Annotated in this window: 15 protein-coding genes; 9 read left to right on the forward strand and 6 right to left on the reverse strand. The window is 70.0% G+C overall.

Annotated elements, in window-relative coordinates:
- Nucleotides 1-145: 145 nt before the first annotated feature.
- Entirely contained in the window at nt 146-3139 is a 2994-nt protein-coding gene (locus DP939_RS20835; RefSeq protein ID WP_113982398.1) for a galactose-binding domain-containing protein, read from the reverse strand.
- 155 nt (nt 3140-3294) lie between these two features.
- Nucleotides 3295-4473, reverse strand: a complete 1179-nt coding sequence (locus tag DP939_RS20840) for an ROK family protein (RefSeq protein ID WP_147268059.1) — start codon at nt 4471-4473, stop codon at nt 3295-3297.
- Nucleotides 4474-4742: 269 nt separating this feature from the next.
- Between DP939_RS20840 and DP939_RS20845 the strand changes: the two genes are divergently transcribed.
- From DP939_RS20845 to DP939_RS20870, 6 genes are all read left to right on the forward strand, one after another.
- A complete protein-coding gene (locus DP939_RS20845) occupies nt 4743-6620 on the forward strand; it encodes a DUF5107 domain-containing protein (RefSeq protein WP_113982400.1) in 1878 nt (625 codons plus the stop codon).
- 45 nt (nt 6621-6665) lie between these two features.
- Nucleotides 6666-7988, forward strand: a complete 1323-nt coding sequence (locus DP939_RS20850; RefSeq protein ID WP_113982401.1) for an ABC transporter substrate-binding protein — start codon at nt 6666-6668, stop codon at nt 7986-7988.
- A gap of 11 nt (nt 7989-7999) precedes the next feature.
- Nucleotides 8000-8971: a carbohydrate ABC transporter permease gene (locus tag DP939_RS20855; RefSeq protein WP_113982402.1), complete on the forward strand. Its 972-nt coding sequence runs from the start codon at nt 8000-8002 to the stop codon at nt 8969-8971.
- Nucleotides 8971-9819 carry a carbohydrate ABC transporter permease gene (locus DP939_RS20860; RefSeq protein ID WP_113982403.1) on the forward strand — a complete coding sequence of 283 codons (849 nt, stop codon included), beginning with the start codon at nt 8971-8973 and terminating at the stop codon, nt 9817-9819. Before DP939_RS20855 ends, DP939_RS20860 begins: the two co-directional genes overlap by 1 nt.
- A gap of 108 nt (nt 9820-9927) precedes the next feature.
- On the forward strand, nt 9928-10422 hold the full coding sequence (locus DP939_RS20865) for an SRPBCC family protein (protein WP_113982404.1): 495 nt from the start codon (nt 9928-9930) through the stop codon (nt 10420-10422).
- Nucleotides 10419-10751: an ArsR/SmtB family transcription factor gene (locus DP939_RS20870; protein ID WP_113982405.1), complete on the forward strand. Its 333-nt coding sequence runs from the start codon at nt 10419-10421 to the stop codon at nt 10749-10751. Before DP939_RS20865 ends, DP939_RS20870 begins: the two co-directional genes overlap by 4 nt.
- Nucleotides 10752-10772: 21 nt before the next feature.
- Here DP939_RS20870 and DP939_RS20875 read toward each other — a convergent pair whose 3' ends face one another.
- From DP939_RS20875 to DP939_RS20890, 4 genes are read right to left on the reverse strand one after another with little or no spacing between them, the layout of a single operon-like run.
- Nucleotides 10773-11738: a sulfate/molybdate ABC transporter ATP-binding protein gene (locus DP939_RS20875; protein WP_113982406.1), complete on the reverse strand. Its 966-nt coding sequence runs from the start codon at nt 11736-11738 to the stop codon at nt 10773-10775.
- Nucleotides 11739-11743: 5 nt separating this feature from the next.
- A complete protein-coding gene (locus DP939_RS20880) occupies nt 11744-12562 on the reverse strand; it encodes a sulfate ABC transporter permease (RefSeq protein ID WP_113982407.1) in 819 nt (272 codons plus the stop codon).
- Nucleotides 12555-13394, reverse strand: coding sequence for a sulfate ABC transporter permease subunit CysT (gene cysT, locus DP939_RS20885; RefSeq protein ID WP_113982408.1), 840 nt, complete (start codon nt 13392-13394; stop codon nt 12555-12557). Before cysT ends, DP939_RS20880 begins: the two co-directional genes overlap by 8 nt.
- On the reverse strand, nt 13391-14392 hold the full coding sequence (locus DP939_RS20890; protein ID WP_199565303.1) for a sulfate ABC transporter substrate-binding protein: 1002 nt from the start codon (nt 14390-14392) through the stop codon (nt 13391-13393). The genes cysT and DP939_RS20890 overlap by 4 nt, the downstream gene beginning before the upstream one ends.
- Nucleotides 14393-14920: 528 nt before the next feature.
- Here DP939_RS20890 and DP939_RS20895 point away from each other — a divergent pair.
- From DP939_RS20895 to DP939_RS20905, 3 genes are read left to right on the forward strand one after another with little or no spacing between them, the layout of a single operon-like run.
- Complete coding sequence (locus tag DP939_RS20895; RefSeq protein ID WP_225878399.1) at nt 14921-15340, forward strand: RrF2 family transcriptional regulator; 420 nt, start codon at nt 14921-14923, stop codon at nt 15338-15340.
- Between the two features lie 44 nt (nt 15341-15384).
- The gene (locus DP939_RS20900) at nt 15385-15942 is read left to right on the forward strand and encodes a Chromate resistance protein ChrB (protein WP_199565304.1); all 558 of its coding nucleotides are present in this window, start codon (nt 15385-15387) and stop codon (nt 15940-15942) included.
- Entirely contained in the window at nt 15939-16370 is a 432-nt protein-coding gene (locus tag DP939_RS20905; protein WP_113982410.1) for a chromate resistance protein ChrB domain-containing protein, read from the forward strand. The genes DP939_RS20900 and DP939_RS20905 overlap by 4 nt, the downstream gene beginning before the upstream one ends.
- Nucleotides 16371-16380 lie beyond the last annotated feature (10 nt).

A 16380-nucleotide genomic window follows, 5' to 3' on the forward strand; every position in this document is an offset into this window, starting at 1 on the left:
AGCAAGTCTGCAAGTTAAGGTCAACATGAAGTCAAGCGGCGGCTCCCGGGGTGAGCACGAGGTCGTCACCGCCACGCCGGCCATGAGGTCTCCGGTGTCCGGTGCCGCTCGCACCGGCCACCGGAGACCTCTTTGGGAGGACGGCCTAGCCGGCCGCGGGCTTGGTGCCGTTGACGACGACGTTGGTGATGTGCGCGCTGGGGTTGGCGGAGTTGTGGGTCATGGTCACCCGTACGTACCGGGCGGTGGCGGCCACCGGGTGGCTGTCACCGGCGCTGGTCGCCGGGGTGGTGGTGTCCTTGGCGGCGACCGTGCTCCACGTCGTGCCGTCGGTGCTGACCTCGACCTTGTACTTGTAGTAGCGGTTGTCGCCGTGGTAGTTGGTGACGGTGATGTTGCTGAGCCGGTAGACGTCCTGCAGATCGACCTGCACCCACCCCGGCAGCGGCCAGGTGGACCAGTACGACCCGGCGTCCGCGTCCACGGCCATGACCGGGGGATGCCCGGCCTCGCTCTTGTCCGCGGTGGCGGGCTTGTTCAGGGCCAGGTTCGGGGCGGGGATCCCGTTGACGATGACGTTGGCGAGGTGGCCGTCGGCGCCGGCGGAGGCGCCGGTCACGTTCACCCGTACGTACCGGGCGGTCGTGGCCAGGGAGTGCAGGTCCCCGGTGGCGGTCGCCGGGGTGGCGGTGTCCTTGGTGGCGACCGTGGTCCACGTCGTGCCGTTGGTGCTGGTCTGGACGTTGTACCGGTAGGTGCGGCCGCGGCCGGGCGGATTGACGACGGTGATGTTGCCGAGCTGGTAGATGCCCTGCAGATCGACCTGCCACCACTGCGGCAGCGGGCCGCCGGCGGCCCAGTACGAGCCGGTGTCGGCGTCCACCGCCAGGTCGGCGGCGTGCCCGGCCTTGCCGCTCTGCGCGGTGGCCGGCTTCTTCAGGGCCAGGTTCGGCGCGGGGATGCCGTTGACGACGACGTCGGCGATGCGGCCGCCGGCGCGTTCGGAGCTGCCGGTGATGTTCACCCGTACGTACCGGGCGGTCTCGGTCACCAGGTGACCGTCACTGGTGCCGGTGGAGTCCTTCGTGGCGATCGTGGTCCATGTCCTGCCATCGGTGCTGGGCTGGACGTTGTACTGGTAGGAGCGCCTGGGACGGTGGTCGTTGGTGACGGTGACGTTGCTGAGCCGGTAGACGCCCTGCAGGTCGACCTGCCACCACTGCGGGAGCGACCCGTTGGTGGCCCAGTACGTCCTGGCGTTGGCGTCGACGGCCCGGCTAGCCGCGTGTCCGGGCCGGTCGCTCTGCGCGGTGGCGGGCTTGTTCAGGGCCAGGTTGATGCCCTGGCCGGCGGCCTTCAGCGTGAGGGTCTGCTCGGCGGCGGTGCGGGTGCCGCCGACGGGGCTGCCGGTGGCGTTGGTCCACGACCGCGCCGGGGTGGTCTCGACCGGCCGCCCGGCGTCCGACGACATGCCGAGCACCAGGCCGCTGTACCGGTTGACCAGGCGGTAGGAGCCGGCGGGCGAGACGTTCTCGACCATGAACCACTGCTGCCCGGCCGTGCCGTCGGCGAGGGCGACGGTGAGCTTGGCGCCCCAGGCGCGGGAGGTGGTCGTGCCGGAGTCGACGCCGAGGGCCTGCCCGCTGCCCACGTTGACGATGACGTAGGCGCCGTCGCCGGTGGGCTGGAAGGTCCACTTCTCCCGCGCCGAGCCGGTGGGCGACGCCACCGAGGTGGTCGCCGATGACCCGGAGACCTGGGCCAGGGTCCGGCCGGAGGAGCTGCTGATCCGGTACGCGAGGCTCGGGTTCACCGGCGCGGCGGGGGCGCTGCTGCCGAGGGTGATGTTGCGCCATTCCGCGCGGCCGGCGGGGCAGCCGTAGTCGCAGTACTCACGGAAGGTCTTACCGGTGACCGTGCCGCCGATCTTGCCCACCGGATCGACGAGCCAGTGGTACCAGTAGTCGCCGTACCGGACGCCGCCGGTGTCACCGATCTTGTACCACTTCTGCGTGGACAGGTCGTCGGAGGCGTACACCGGCATGGGGCTGGTGCCATTGTACGGGTTGACCGGGTTGGCGGTGGCCAGGTAGAGGCCGAGGTAGGCGTTGTAGGTGACGCTCATGTACAGCAGCGGCGACTGGTCGGGCATCTCGCCCGCGGCGACCTGCTGGTCGATGGAGCCGGTGTTGAGCGGGTCGTAGTCCTTGTCCGGCGGGGTGTAGCCGTTGGGGTCGTCCGCGGTGACCGGGACGATGTTGCTCTCCTTACCGCCGATGCCCGCCTCGGTCCAGGCGCCGTTGTACCACTTCTGCCAGGTCCCCCTCGCCATCTTGCCTGACATCGGCGCCCTGGCCACGTGCTCGTGGCGCATGTTCCACCGGCCGGCCTGGCCGGGCTTGTTGATGATCTGGGAGCCGTAGAAGACGTAGAAGTAGCCGGAGGCGGGGTCGGCGAACAGGCGCTGGTCGCCGCCGCCGTAGTAGTAGGTCTGGTTCGGGAACGCGTTGGTGTCGCCGCGCTCGGTGCTGTACGGCGAGGTGATCGCGTGGTCCTTGATGTCCCAGGTACGGCCCTGGTCGGTGGACACGGCGTAGTCGATCGAGTCGTAGTGCATGCCGTCGCCGAACGGGAACATGGTGAACTCGTTGTGCACCAGCCCGATCCAGTCACCGGTGTCGGGATCGACCCAGGTGCCGATCAGGTCGCAGTAGTTCTTCTGCCAGTCGGGTTTGGAGGAGTATGAGGCGATCTTCCCGGTCGGGCTGTTGTTGCACCGCCAGGTGGTGTCGTTGTTGCGGTCCAGGGGGTTGTCCGGGTTCACGGCGTCGCTGATCGCGGCCGAGCGGCGGGCGTCGTCGAAGTCGGTGCCGGTGAAGAAGTCCCAGTAGCGCGGGTCCTTCGGGCCGTACAGGGCCGCGGCCTGCTGGGTGTAGAAGGTGCCGTCCTTGTCGACGAACGCCTGTGCGGGAGAGTCGCTGGAGTACTGGTTGGGGCCGGTGACCCCGGTCGTGACCGTGTAGGTGGCGGCGGGGGGAAGCGGGGGTGCGGCGGATGCGGCCGGCGATGTCGTCGCGACGACGGCTGTGGCCGCGACGGTGACACCCAGGGCCGCGAGGACCGGGCGGAGGCGGGACATGGGGAGCCCTCCCGATTTTCGGAAGTCACATAAATAAGTGCCTTGAGTAAAAGAGGCCGATCCCATGGTTGTCAAGAGCCGTTCGCGCGCCGGATCGCGCTCCGGGCCGCCCTGTACACGACCCGGAAGACGGCCCGGAGGTGGCCCGGCCCGCGTCAGGCCGAGGCGCTGATCGCGGCCGGGGTGAGCGGAGTGCCGCTGCTCAGGCCGGTGATGCGCTGCTCCACGGTGTCCAGGGCCAGGCGGACCGCGCCCAGCCCGACCGCCTCGTCGCCGAGCCGGGAGGTCGCCAGCCGCGGGGAGTGCGGGCACGTCTCGCCCAGCCGCTGGTCGATGCGCGGCATGAGCAGGTCGGCGGCGTACGCGAAGCCGCCGCCGAGGACGACGACGTCGGGGTCGATGGTCAGCACCATGGCGGTCAGGCCGCGCGCGATGTCGGTGGCGAAGCGGTCCACCGCCGCCACCGCCGCGGGGTCCTGGTGGCGGGCGGCGGCGAAGACGTGCCTGGCGGCGCCGTCGAGGTCGGCGAGGTGGCCGGGTGCGGCTGCGGCCAGCCGCTGGGCGGCGTCACTCCAGCCGATCTCCCCGATCTCGCCGATCTCCCCGGCCGCGCCCGCCGCGCCACGGTGCAGTTGACCCCGGATGACCAGCCCGGTGCCCAGCCGGACCCCGACCAGCAGATAGATCATCGTGTCGGCGCGGTGGCCGCGCCAGTGCTCGGCGAGCACGGCGAGGTTGCTGTCGTTGGCCACCGTGACCGGCCGGCCCAGCAGCGCGCCCATCCGCCCGCCGAGGTCCACGCCGGTCCAGCCGGGCAGCACCGCGGACTTGGTCACGACACCGTCGAGGCCGACGATGCCGGTGGTGCCGACCGCCGCCGCCCACACGTCGGCGTTGCCGAGCTGGGCCGCGTCGAGCGCCGCCTGCACGGTGGCCTCCGCGGCGGCCAGCCGGTCGGCCGCCGGTTCGCCCGGTGACACCCTGACCCGGTGCATGCCGACGATGGTCCCGGCCAGGTCGGCCAGGTAGACGCAGATCGCGTGCGCGCCGATGTCGATACCGGCCACATGCCCGGCCTCGGCCCGGAAGCGGTACCTGCGCGCCGGGCGGCCCAGCCGTTTGTCACCGGCGTCGGCCTCGGTGCCCGCTAACCAGCCGTGTCCTTCGAGCGATTCGGTCACGACGCTGGCGGTGCGCCAGGACAGCCCGGTCTGGTCGGCGATGTCGCGCATGACGCGCGGTGTTCCGTCGCGCAGCACCGCCAGCACGGTGAGTTCGTTGGCCCGCCGGAGCATCGTCTGATCCCGGGCGGCGCCGGGCATCGGCTTCGGCACGGCTGCGCACCATCCTTCCGGACGGCGACCCCGGCCCCTGCGGCCACGTCAGGGTCGCTTATTGATGTGGTCACGGAAACTATACGAGGAACCACGGTCCCATTCGGCCCGCTTCGGGCGATAGCGCCCTACCTGCGTGTTCTCGTTGGGCGCGACCACCCGCCGGACACAGATCGGTAACGGCGGCCCTCGGATCCCTTGACAGCGCATCGGGGCCGAGACTCTACTGCACTTACTTATTTACATGCCTATCATAAAGGGGTCTGCCGATGAGCACCGTGCGCCTGTCGAGCCTGACGGTCCCCATGGCCGATCTCGGGGAGGACGACCCGCTGCCGCCGCTGGTGACCGCTGAGCTGGGGACGGCCTCCCCGCGGGTGGCGCAGGCGGACGAGGCCATGGCCGCCGGACTGGCGTACGGACGGGTGGCGTCGATCCTGCCCTACACCGTGCAGGACGGGTACGGCCGCGACCTGACCGACCGGACGCTGGCCACCGCCGTCGTGGAGAACGACGTGCTGCGGGCCGAGTTCCTGCTCGGCCTGGGCGGGCGAATGTGGTCGCTGGCGCACAAGCCGACCGGCCGGGAACTGCTGCACCGCAACCCGGCGGTGCAACTGGCCAACGTGGCCCTGCGCAACGCCTGGTTCGCCGGTGGCGTCGAATGGAACCTGGGGACCACCGGCCACACGGCGCTGACCTGCGCGCCGCTGCACGCCGCCCGCGTCGTACGCCCCGACGGCGCCGAGGTGCTGCGCCTGTGGGAGTGGGAGCGGATGCGCGACCTGGTCTACCAGCTCGATGTCTGGGCGCCGCCCGGCTCACCGGTGCTGTTCGTGCAGGTCAGGATCACCAACCCCAATCCGCATCCGGTGCCGGTCTACTGGTGGTCCAACATCGCCGTACCGGAGCGGCCCGGCACGCGGGTGCACGTACCGGCGTCGCACGCCTGGCGCGGACACGACGGTGTCACCCTCGACTACGTGGCGGCCCCCGATGGCGACCCCTGCGCCATGCCCCGCGCCGCCGACCACTTCTTCGACATCCCCATGGGAAACCGCAGGTGGATCGCGGCGCTCGACGCCGATGGCTCGGGCCTGGTGCAGACCTCCACCGACCGGCTGGCCGGACGCAAGCTGTTCGTGTGGGGCCAGAGCGCCGGGGGGAAGCGCTGGCAGGAATGGCTCTCCCCCGCCGGCGAGCCGTATCTGGAGATCCAGGCCGGCCTGGCCCGCACCCAGCTTGAACACCTGCCGCTGCCAGGCGGGGAGAGCTGGTCGTGGACCGAGGCGTACGGGCGGCTGCACGCCGCCGGGGACCCCGAGGCCGCTCTGGAGGCACTGCTCCCCCGGTCCGCCATGGACTCCGTCGAGGGCTGCCTGGACCAGCCGCCCGCCGAGATCCTGCACGCCGGTTCCGGGTGGGGCGCGCTGGAGGCCCGGCTTCGCCGCCTGGACCTGCCCGCCACCCCCTTCCCCGAGTCCACCCTGGGCCTCGAGCAGGAGCCGTGGCTGCGACTGGTCACCACCGGGCAGATGGCCGCCGGGCCGCCCGGGGACGCGCCCGCGTCGTACCAGGTGGGGCCGGACTGGCTGGCGCTGCTCGACGCGGCCGCCCCCAACTGGCTGACGCTGCTGCACCTGGGCGTGGCCAGGTACCACGCGGGCGATCCGGACGGCGCGCGCTCGGCCTGGACGTCCTCGGCCGCCCGCACCCGCACCCCCTGGGCACTGCGGAACCTGGCCGTCCTCGCCCGGCAGGCCGGCGATCCCGCCGCGGCGGCGGGCCTGCTGCGCGAGGCGTACGCCCTGGCACCGCACGTACGCGCGCTGGCCATCGAAACCCTCGACGCCCTGATCGGCATGGACGACCCGGCCCAGGCCCTGCAGTTCGTGGACGCGCTGCCCCCCGGGCTGCGCGCGCACGGCCGCGTCCGCATGCTGGAGTGCATCGCCGCGATCCGGGCGGGCCGGCCCGAGCGGGCGACCCGCCTGGCCGATCTCACCCTGGCCGTCGATGACCTGCGCGAAGGCGAGGACTCCCTGGCCGAGCTGTGGTCCAGGTACCACGAGGCCCGCGACAAGGCGGCCGGCCGGTCCGGCACCGACCACCCCCTCCCCCCGCAGTACGACTTCCGCATGAGCTGACGGACCCACCGCCGCTCCCCACCCCCTGCGAGAAAGAGCAAGATCATGAACATTCTGCGTCACCGGCGGGCGCTGCTCGCCGCCACGATCGCGGCCATCGCCACCGTGCCGCTGACCGGTTGCGGCGGCAAGGACCCGGCCGCGACCGGCGGGCAACTGACGTACTGGTCGATGTGGAAGCAGGGCGAGGACCAGCAGAAGGTGCTCCAGGCCGCGATCGACGAGTTCACCAAGGCCACCGGCGTCAAGGTCAACGTGCAGTGGACCGGCCGGGACGTGCTCAAGACCGTCGCCGCCCGGCTCAACACCGGCAACCCGCCGGACCTCACCGACAACGACGGCGGCGCCATCGCGGGCAACCTCGCCAAGGTCAACGGCGTCATGGGGCTGGCGGACGTCTACGCCGGGACCATCGACGGCGAGCAGGGCAAGGTCGGCGACGTCATCCCCGCCGGGCTGGTCTCCGCCTACAAGACGAGCGGCGGCGAGCCGTACGTGGTCCCGTACGAGGTGGTCGGCTCCACCATCTGGTACAACGCCGCCGACACCGCGAACGGCCTCGGTGACCGCCGCCCGGCGACCTGGGAGGAGTTTCTCACCTGGCTGGACGCCCAGAAGGCCAAGGGCCGCACCCCGCTCGCGCTCGACGGGGACGTCAAGTTCTACGCGGCCTACTGGACCACCTGGTCCATCATCCGCCACGGCGGTGTCGGGCTGCTGAACAAGGCGGCCCAGGACAAGACCGGCGCCACCTTCGACGACCCGGCGTTCCTGGCGGCGGCGAAGGACGTCGAGAAGCTGATCAAGGGCGGGTACCTCGTCAAGGACTTCAACTCCACCAAATGGCCGGTCCAGCAGAACAACTGGGCGGGCGGCAAGACGCCGGCCGACATCCTGCTGATGGGCACGTGGGCGCCCAGCGAGACCGGCCCGCAGGCCGCCTCCGGGTTCACCTACCGGTCCTTCCCCTTCCCGTCGGTCACCGGCGGCAAGGGCAACGGCGCGGCCGACGCCGGGGTCATCGGTTTCGCGGTGCCCTCCGGCGCGGCGAACTCCGCCGAGGCGAAGAAGTTCATCCGGTTCTTCATGAACAAGGGCCGCATCGGCAAGATCTCGTCCGCGGCGAAGAACCTCACCCCGCGCGCCGACGTGGCCGCGCCCGCGGAGCTGGCCGACTACCAGAAGGAGTACCTGGCCGCCGGGTCGAACTTCTTCCTGCCCGGCGACAACGCCGCTGCCGCCACCCCGCAGTGGGTGACCAACGTGTGGGAGCAGGCCAACGCCGACTTCTTCAACGGCAAGCTCGACGCCACCGGCTTCGTCAAGCGGCTCAAGGACGAGACCGTCAAGCTGCACGCGAACGGCTGACCGCACGAGCAATGGCCGACACCACGACGGGCGCCACCGTCGCCCCGACCCCGAAACCGGCCCGCGTCCCCGCCGGGCCCGCCCCGACCAGTGCCCTCACCCAGCAGCACAGAAAGCTGTACTGGCCGCTCGTCGCCCCGGCCCTCGCGGTCTACCTGCTGCTGTTCGTCGGTCCCGCGCTGAGCGGCATCTGGATCAGCTTCCAGTCCTGGCGCGGCTCCGGTGACCAGATGAAGTACGTCGGCACCCGCAACTACGAGCGCCTGTGGAACGACACCGCCTTCACCACCGCGTTCTGGAACTCCCTGAAGATCCTGGTGATCTGCGGCGTGGTCATCTTCGCCTTGGCGTTCGTCATCAGCGCGCTGCTGCGCGGGATGCGGTTCCGCAGGGGGCTGCAGGCCCTGCTGTTCCTGCCCTACATCATCTCGCCGATCGCCATCGGCGTCGGGCTCGGGCTGCTGCTGGACCCCAACGGCATCGTCAACGCCGGCCTGCGCGGCGTCGGGCTGTCCTCGCTGGCCCGGCCGTGGCTGTCGCCGGACCGGCTGTTCACCACCATCCTGGTCGGCGTCATCTGGGTGACCACGGGTTTCTACGTCATGCTGCTCATGGCCGGCGCCGACCGCATCCCCGGCTACTTCTACGAGGACAGCCAGCTCGCCGGGGCGAACAAGCTCCAGCAGTGGTGGTACGTCACGCTGCCGCTGAGCTGGGACGTCATCGCCATCTCCGCCGTGCTGTGGGTGATCAACGCGTTGAAGATCTTCGAGTTCATCTACGCGTTCACCGGCACCACCGACGCCCCGCCCGAGCAGGCCAGGACCGTGCCGATCTACCAGTTCATCATGACCATGGGCGGCCGCAGTCCCGCCTACGAGATGGGCTACGGCTGCGCCATGGGCGTCGTCATGGTGGCGCTGATCGTGGTCCTCGTCGTCCTGATCCGGCGGGTCATGCGCCGTGAGGCGGTGACCTTCTGATGGGCGGGCTTCTCGGCCACGGCACCCGCGTCCTGCTGTGGATGTGGGCGGCCTTCAACGTCTTCCTGTTCGGCTGGATCGCGCTCACCTCGCTGAAGAGCAGCCGCGAGGTCTTCGGCTCGCCGCTCGAACTCCCGGCCGGCCCGCAGTGGTCGAACTACGACAGCGCGTGGAGCGTGTCCCAGCTCGGCCAGGGCTTCTTCAACTCCATCGTGATCGTCGCCGCGGCCACCCTGACGACGATCGCGCTGGCCGCTCCGGCGGCGTACGTGCTGACCCGCACCGGCAGGCGCACCGGCGGGCCCGTCACCACCTTCTTCGCGGTCGGCATGGGCATCCCGATGCAGGCCGTGATCATCCCCGTCTTCATCCTCGCCCAGAAGGTCTCGCTGTTCTTCTACGGCGCCTTCGGCTGGTGGGACGACCGGATCAGCCTCTACGCGATCTACGTGGCCATGTCCCTGCCGTTCTGCGTCTTCCTGCTCACCGGGTTCTTCCGCACCCTGCCCGGCGAGATGGAGGAGGCCGCCGCCCTCGACGGCGCGGGCGGCCTGCGCATCTTCACCACGATCATGCTCCCCCTCGCCCAGCCTGGCCTGATCACCGCGCTCATCCTGACCGCGGTCAGCCTCTGGAACGAGACCCTGCTCGCGCTCATGCTGATCGCCGAGAACGACCGGTACACCCTCCCCCAGGCGCTGCTCGGCCTCTACCAGACCATGCAGTACACCTCCAACTGGGGCGGCCTGTTCGCCGGTGTCGTCATCGTCGTCCTGCCGATCGTCGCCGTCTACGTCTGGCTCGGCCACCGCATCATCGAGGGCATGACCGTCGGCGCCGGAAAGTGACGCTCCCCCTCACCATCCCGGATCCGCACAATGTGCAACGCCAAGGTTGCAGACGCTGTCCTGATGTGCAATTGTGGAGTTGCAGATGGATGCGTGAGAGGGGAAGTCATGAACACCACCTACACCGACGCCGAACTGGCCGAACTCGACCGGATCGCCCGGCGGATCGACATCGACGCCCCGGCCGAGCGGGTCTGGGACCTGGTCGTGCGCCCCGGCTGGTACATCAACGACGGCGAGGTCGATCCCGCCCCCGACCTGCGCCACGAGGGCGACGTGACCGTGGTGCGCCATCCGGCGCTGGGCGAGTTCCGGTTCCGTACGGTGGAGCTGGACAAGCCGCGCTACGCGGCGTTCCACTGGATCGGCACCCCGTACCGGGACGAGTCATCGCCCTCGACCCTCGTCGAGTTCTGGATCGACGAGCGGGACGGCGCCGGGGTGACGCTGCGCGTCGTGGAGAGCGGGTTCTCCGGCCTCTCCGCCGACCCCGCCGCCTGGTTGAAGGAACGCGAGGGCAACGACAAGGGGTGGCTCGCCGAGTTGCAGGCCGCGAAGGCCTTCGCCGAGAAGTCCGCCGCGGCCCGCACGACCCGCTCGTGACCGCCCCCCTCCCCGTCATGTGCGCCGCGCTCGGCGACCCGACGCGCTGGGACATCCTCACCCGGCTCGGCGAAGGCCCCATGTCGGCGAGCGCGCTGGCCAGGGTCCTGCCGGTGAGCCGCCAGGCGATCGGCAAGCACCTGGAGGTGCTGCGCGAGGTCGGGCTGGTCGAGTCCGAGCAGCGCGGGCGCGAGGTCGTCTACCTCGCCATCGGCGCCCGGCTCGGCGCGCTGGCCCGGGAACTCGACCGGATCGGCCGCTCCTGGGAGACCCGCCTGCTGCGGATCAAGGACCTGGCGGAACGACCCGGCTCGGCGGCCTCCGGCTGACGGCGGCTCCAGCGGGACGGTTCATCTCGTACTCAGGGCGAGCGGGCGGGCGCTCGGGCTCGGGCGGACGCGAACCGCCTGGCCGGGGCGGAGGTCCAGGTCATCGATGGTGCTCCGGGTGACCTGGGCCCACGCCTCCTTCTGGTCGATGAGCAGTTCCACCCTGACCTCGAAGCCCAGCCGCACCACCCGGGAGACCGTCGCGGAGATGCCGCCGCCGTGCCCGTCCGTGCTGATCTCGATGTCGTGCGGGCGGACCAGGTGGCCTTCCAGCTCGGTGACGGGGCCGAGGAAGCGCATGATGAACTGGTCGGCGGGGTTGTCGTAGACCTCGTCCGGGCTGCCGATCTGCTTCACCTGGCCGTCGGCGAGGACGACGATGGTGTCGGCGACCTCGATCGCCTCCTCCTGGTCGTGGGTGACGAACACGGTGGTGACGTGGACCTCGTCGTGCAGGCGGCGCAGCCACGTTCGCAGTTCCTTACGGACCTGCGCGTCCAGCGCGCCGAACGGCTCGTCCAGCAGGAGCACCTGCGGCTCGACGGCCAGGGCCCTGGCCAGGGCCATGCGCTGGCGCTGCCCGCCGGACAGCTGGGCGGGGTAGCGGTCGGCGAAGTCCTCCAGGTGGACCAGTTCCAGCAGCTCGCGTACGCGGGGGCGGATCTCGTCCTTGGGCCGGTTGCGGATCTCCAGGCCGAAGGCCACGTTCCGGAACACGGTCATGTGCTTGAACGCGGCGTAGTGCTGGAAGACGAACCCGACGTTGCGCTTCTGCGGGGGCAGGTTCGTGGCGTCCGCGCCGGAGATCGCCACGGTGCCCGCGTCGGGGATCTCCAGCCCGGCGATGACCCGCAGCAGCGTGGACTTGCCGCCACCGGACGGGCCGAGCAGCGCGGTCAGCGAGCCGGAGGCCACGTCGATGGAGACGTCCCGCAATACGGGGGTCACGCCGAACCTCTTGACGACATTGCGTACTTCGATGGCCATGTGATTCAGCCCTTCGGGCGAAGGATCTTGATGAGCAGGAGGGTGACCACGGCCACCAGGGCCAGGGCGGTCGCCGCGGCGAAGGCGGCGTGTTCGTCGAAGTTCTGGAAGCGTTCCTCGACGAACAGGGTCAGGGTCTGCGTCTTCTCGACCAGCCGCCCGGAGACCACGGCGACCGCGCCGTACTCGCCGAGGGCCCTGGCCAGGCACAACACGACGCCATAGGCCAGGCCCCAGCGGATCCCCGGGATGGTGATGCGGCGGAAGGTCTGCCAGGAGCCGGCGCCCAGGGTGCGGGCCGCCTGTTCCTGTTCGTCCCCGAGCTCCTCCAGTACGGGGATCACCGCCCGGACGACCAGGGGCAGCGAGATGAACACGGCGGCCATCACCATGCCCGGGGTGGAGAAGATGACCTGGATGCCGAGGTCTTCCAGCCGGGCGCCCACGGGGGCGAAGCGTCCGTAGACGAGGATGAGCGCGAGTCCGACCACGACCGGGGACACGGCCATGGGCAGGTCGATGAGCGTGTTCAGCAACCGCTTGCCGGGAAAGTCGCGCCGTACCAGCAGGAGCGCCACCCCCACGCCGAAGACGGTGTTGGCGAGCACGGTCCAGAACGCGACGATCAGTGTGACGCGGAACGCCGACTGGGCCTGCGACGAGGTGAGCGCGTCCAGGACGGGCCCGATGCCGCCCTGGAAGGTCCGCCAGCCGATGAGGACGACGGGCAGGACCAGGAGGAACACCAGGTAGCCCAGCGCCAGGAGGCGCAGCGCGTACCTCGGGCGCGTGGCGAGCCCGTGTCCGGCGGTGGGGCTAGCCATGGCGGCCTCCCCAGCGCTGCAGCAGATCGAGGGTGACCAACATCGCCAGGGCGACGGCGAGCAGCACGGTGGAGACCGCGGCCGCCCCCATGGGATTGTCGGTCTCGATCTGACCGAAGATGTGCACCGACGCCACCTGGGTCTTGAAGGGGAGGTTCCCGGAGATCAGCACGACCGACCCGATCTCGGCCATCGACCGGGCGAAGGCCAGCGCGGTGCCCGACAACATCGCCGGCAGCAGGTTGGGCAGCACGATCCGGCGGAAGATCTGCACCGATCCGGCGCCGAGGGACGCCGCCGCCTGTTCCATCGCGGTGTCGAACTCCAGCAGGACCGGCTGGACCGTCCGGACCACGAACGGCAGGGTGACGAACAGCAGGGCCAGTACGACTCCGGCCTGGCTGTAGGCCAGATCGATGCCGAGCGGGCTGCTCGGGCCGTACAGCGCGAGCAGTACCAGCCCCGCGACGATGGTCGGCAACGCGAACGGCAGGTCGATGAGCGTGTCGACGATGGCCTTGCCGTGGAACCGATCGCGCACCAGCACCCAGGCGATGATCGTCCCCATCACCAGGTTGATCCCTGCGACGACGACCGACGCTCCGACGGTGAGGGTCAGCGCGGCCCAGGCGTCGGGCGTCGTGACCGCCTCCCAGAAACCACCGGGTCCGCGTTCCTGCGAGCGCCACACCACGGCGGACAGCGGGATCAGCACGATCAGGCTGAGGTAGAGGATGGCCGCGCCCAGCCCGAGCGCGGTGCCGCTGGCGCGGCGCCGGGCGCCTCTCGGCCCGGCGCGTGAGGCGGAGACCGTCTGTGCGGAACCGGTCACTTCGCCTCGATCGAGACGCCGAGCCTGCGCTCGACATCGGCCATGACGCTGCCCTTGGGATCGAAGAACTCGGCGGTGGCCTTCGGCCAGCCACCGAGATCGCCGATGGTGAACAGCGCCGGCGGGGACGGGAAGGTGACGCCCGGCACGCCGCCCTCGATCACCGGCCGGTAGCCGTTGGCCGCGAAGATCTTCTGGGCCTGCGGGGTGTACAGGAACGTCAGGAACGCCTTGGCCTGGGCCGGGTGGGCCGACTTCCTGGTCACCGCGACGGGGTTCTCGATCAGGATGGTGGAGTCTGGAACGGTGTACTCGATGGGCTGGCGGCTCTGCTGGGCGAAGATCGCCTCGTTCTCGTAGGCCAGGATGGCGTCGCCCTTACCGCTGGAGAACGTCTGTAGCGATTTACGTGCACTGTCATCCTGTACCGGCACATTGGCGAACAGGGCATTAAGGTAGGCGATTCCGCCTGCTTTGTCGGTTCCCTTGGCGGATTTGGCGCCGTAGGCGGCTAGCACGTTCCAACGGGCGCCGCCGGAGGTGAACGGGTTGGGGGTGATGACCTCGACGCCGGGCTTGGCGAGGTCGTCCCAGGTCTTGAGGTTCTTCGGGTTGCCCCGGCGGGTGGCGATGACGACGACCGAGTCGGTCACCATTCCCTTGGCCGGGCCGGCGTTCCAGTCGTCGGCGACCAGGCCCTTCTTGACGAGGCGCATCATGTCCGGTTCGAGGGAGAATGCGACTATATCGGCTTGTAAGCCTGCTTCTACCGCGCGACTCTGGTCGCCCGATCCGCCGAAGGATTTGGTGAAGGTGATGTTCTTGCCTTCCGGTGTCGCCTGGAAGGCTTGGATGATCTTTTCGTATGCGGCTTGTGGTGTCGAATAGGCGACGAGCGATAATTCGATCTTGCCGCTCGTCCCGCCGCCGCTGCCGCTGTCGCGCCCGCAGGCGGCGACCAAGGCCGTAAGTGACGCCACAGCAGTGGCCGTCGCCACAGCCCGAAGCCTGCGCGATTCCATGATTCCCCTATTTCCGACTCGTAATGTCGATGTACGGAGCATTAAAGTGCCGTGAAGCGCTTCAGAGCAAGCCCTTCGCGAAGCTTCTCTGTCGCTCCGTGACCCGCTGTCGTCGCTGGCCAGAGGCGCATGGTATTGCTCAGGTTACTGTAACCACCGTCACATCGCACAGCGTTGCATCGTCAACATCACGTCTGCCCAGCTCAGCCATATGCCCGGCATTCGACCTGCTTGATCGCGGGTGCCCGGGTGCCGTCACCTACACCCTGCCGGCACCCTGTAGCGATGGTTACTGTAACTATGGTTACATTGCCGGAGTGCCGGGGAGGGCACCTTTGCAACCCCCACGCGAACCTGGCGAGGTGAATCTCATGGCCGTAGTGCGCGGCCTTCAGTATTGCGTTCAGAGTGGCCTGGCATTTCGGAATACCTTAAAAGCGGTGGCTGCGCGGTGATGATCCCTGATGCACATGCCATTGGCCCGCCGGCGTGCCATCGGGCGGGATGATGTCCATTTCCGCGACGACCGACTACGCTTTACGCGCCGCCGTCGCCCTCGCCGCCGCGGCCCCCGACGCGTTATCGGCGGAGAAGATAGCGTCCGGCCAGGGCATTCCCCGCTCATACTGCAGCAGCATTCTCCAGCAGTTCCGGCGGGCCGGGTTGGTGCACGGCCGGCGCGGCAGCGGATATCGGCTGGCCCGCCGTCCCGGCGAGGTCAGTGTCGCCGACGTCATCGAGATCGTCGAAGGCGTCGAGGAGAAACGACGTGTGCATGCCGTCGCCGGACCGCTCGCCGTCATCCGGACGGCCGCGCGCGAGCGCGAGTACGTTCTCCTGGCCAAGATCACCCTGGCCGACATACTGGCGTCGGCCGAGGTGCGTCCACGGCTGGGACGGTCACCCTCTTCCCCTGGACCGTAACCACGGTTACAGTTACTGTCGTTGCACCAAGTGAGGAGATGTTCGTGGAACACGAGCCCGCGGCCCTGCCCGGCCGCCCCGGTCAGCCGGGGCAGGTGGGTCAGTGGGTGCTGCTGGCCTATCGGATGCCTCGCCAGCCGTCGGCCCCGCGCATCGCGATCTGGCGCAAGCTGGAACGCCTGGGCGTGGCCCGGCTGGGCGATGGGCTGGTGGCGCTCCCCGGCGACGCGCGTACCCGGGAGCAGTTCGACTGGATCGCCGAGGAGATCGTCGCGGGCCAGGGCACCGCCACCGTGTGGCTGGCCGTGCCGGGCAGCCTGACCCAGGAGCGCGCGATCGCCGGGCAGATGCAGGCCGACCGCCGGGCCGAGTACCAGACCGTGATCATCGCCGCCCAGGCCGCCACGAACGCCAGGCCGGGCGAACGCTCCCGTACCGCCGGACGCCTGCGCGCCGAACTGCGCCGCATCGCCCGCCGCGACTTCTTCCCGCCCGCCGAGCGGGACTCGGCCCACCAGGCCGTCCGCGCACTGGCCGACCCCGACAAGAAGCCCGATCCCCAACAGCGGGCGGCCGCCTCCCGGAAGGACGAGAACCGATGAAGTGGGCGACCCGAGCAGGTGTGCACATCGACCGGGCGGCGTGCGCCTGGCTGATCCGCCGTCACCTCGACCCCGACGCGGCCTTCGTCTTCGTCGATGACCCGGCGCAGGTGCCGCCCGACGCCACGCCGTTCGACATGCGCGGGGTCGATCTGTCCCACCACGGCCCCGACTGCAGTTTCGAGACGATCCTGCGCCGCTACGACCTCGGCGACCCGGTGCTGTGGAAGATCGCCGAGATCGTGCACGAGGCCGACATCGACGACGAGCGCTACGACGCCCCCGAGGCCCCCGGCCTGGATGTCATCCTCCGCGGCCTGTCCATGACCTGCGGCGACGAGCGCGTCCTGGAGCTGGCCGGGCCGCTGTTCGACGGCCTGTACGAGTACTACCAGCGGGCGTTCCTGCTCGGCCGCCCCCCGGCGTAGGCGACGGAGG

Origin of the sequence: Spongiactinospora rosea (assembly GCF_003315795.1) — a bacterium.
Taxonomy (GTDB): Bacteria; Actinomycetota; Actinomycetes; order Streptosporangiales; family Streptosporangiaceae; genus Spongiactinospora; species Spongiactinospora rosea.

Excerpts from the sequence above, each read along its gene's own strand:
- DP939_RS20835 (WP_113982398.1), bottom strand. The coding sequence starts at position 3,139 with ATGTCCCGCCTCCGCCCGGTCCTCGCGGCCCTGGGTGTCACCGTCGCG.
- DP939_RS20845 (WP_113982400.1), top strand. The coding sequence starts at position 4,743 with ATGAGCACCGTGCGCCTGTCGAGCCTGACGGTCCCCATGGCCGATCTC.
- DP939_RS20850 (WP_113982401.1), top strand. The coding sequence starts at position 6,666 with ATGAACATTCTGCGTCACCGGCGGGCGCTGCTCGCCGCCACGATCGCG.
- DP939_RS20855 (WP_113982402.1), top strand. The coding sequence starts at position 8,000 with ATGGCCGACACCACGACGGGCGCCACCGTCGCCCCGACCCCGAAACCG.
- DP939_RS20860 (WP_113982403.1), top strand. The coding sequence starts at position 8,971 with ATGGGCGGGCTTCTCGGCCACGGCACCCGCGTCCTGCTGTGGATGTGG.
- DP939_RS20865 (WP_113982404.1), top strand. The coding sequence starts at position 9,928 with ATGAACACCACCTACACCGACGCCGAACTGGCCGAACTCGACCGGATC.
- DP939_RS20875 (WP_113982406.1), bottom strand. The coding sequence starts at position 11,738 with ATGGCCATCGAAGTACGCAATGTCGTCAAGAGGTTCGGCGTGACCCCC.
- DP939_RS20880 (WP_113982407.1), bottom strand. The coding sequence starts at position 12,562 with ATGGCTAGCCCCACCGCCGGACACGGGCTCGCCACGCGCCCGAGGTAC.
- DP939_RS20895 (WP_225878399.1), top strand. The coding sequence starts at position 14,921 with ATGATGTCCATTTCCGCGACGACCGACTACGCTTTACGCGCCGCCGTC.
- DP939_RS20905 (WP_113982410.1), top strand. The coding sequence starts at position 15,939 with ATGAAGTGGGCGACCCGAGCAGGTGTGCACATCGACCGGGCGGCGTGC.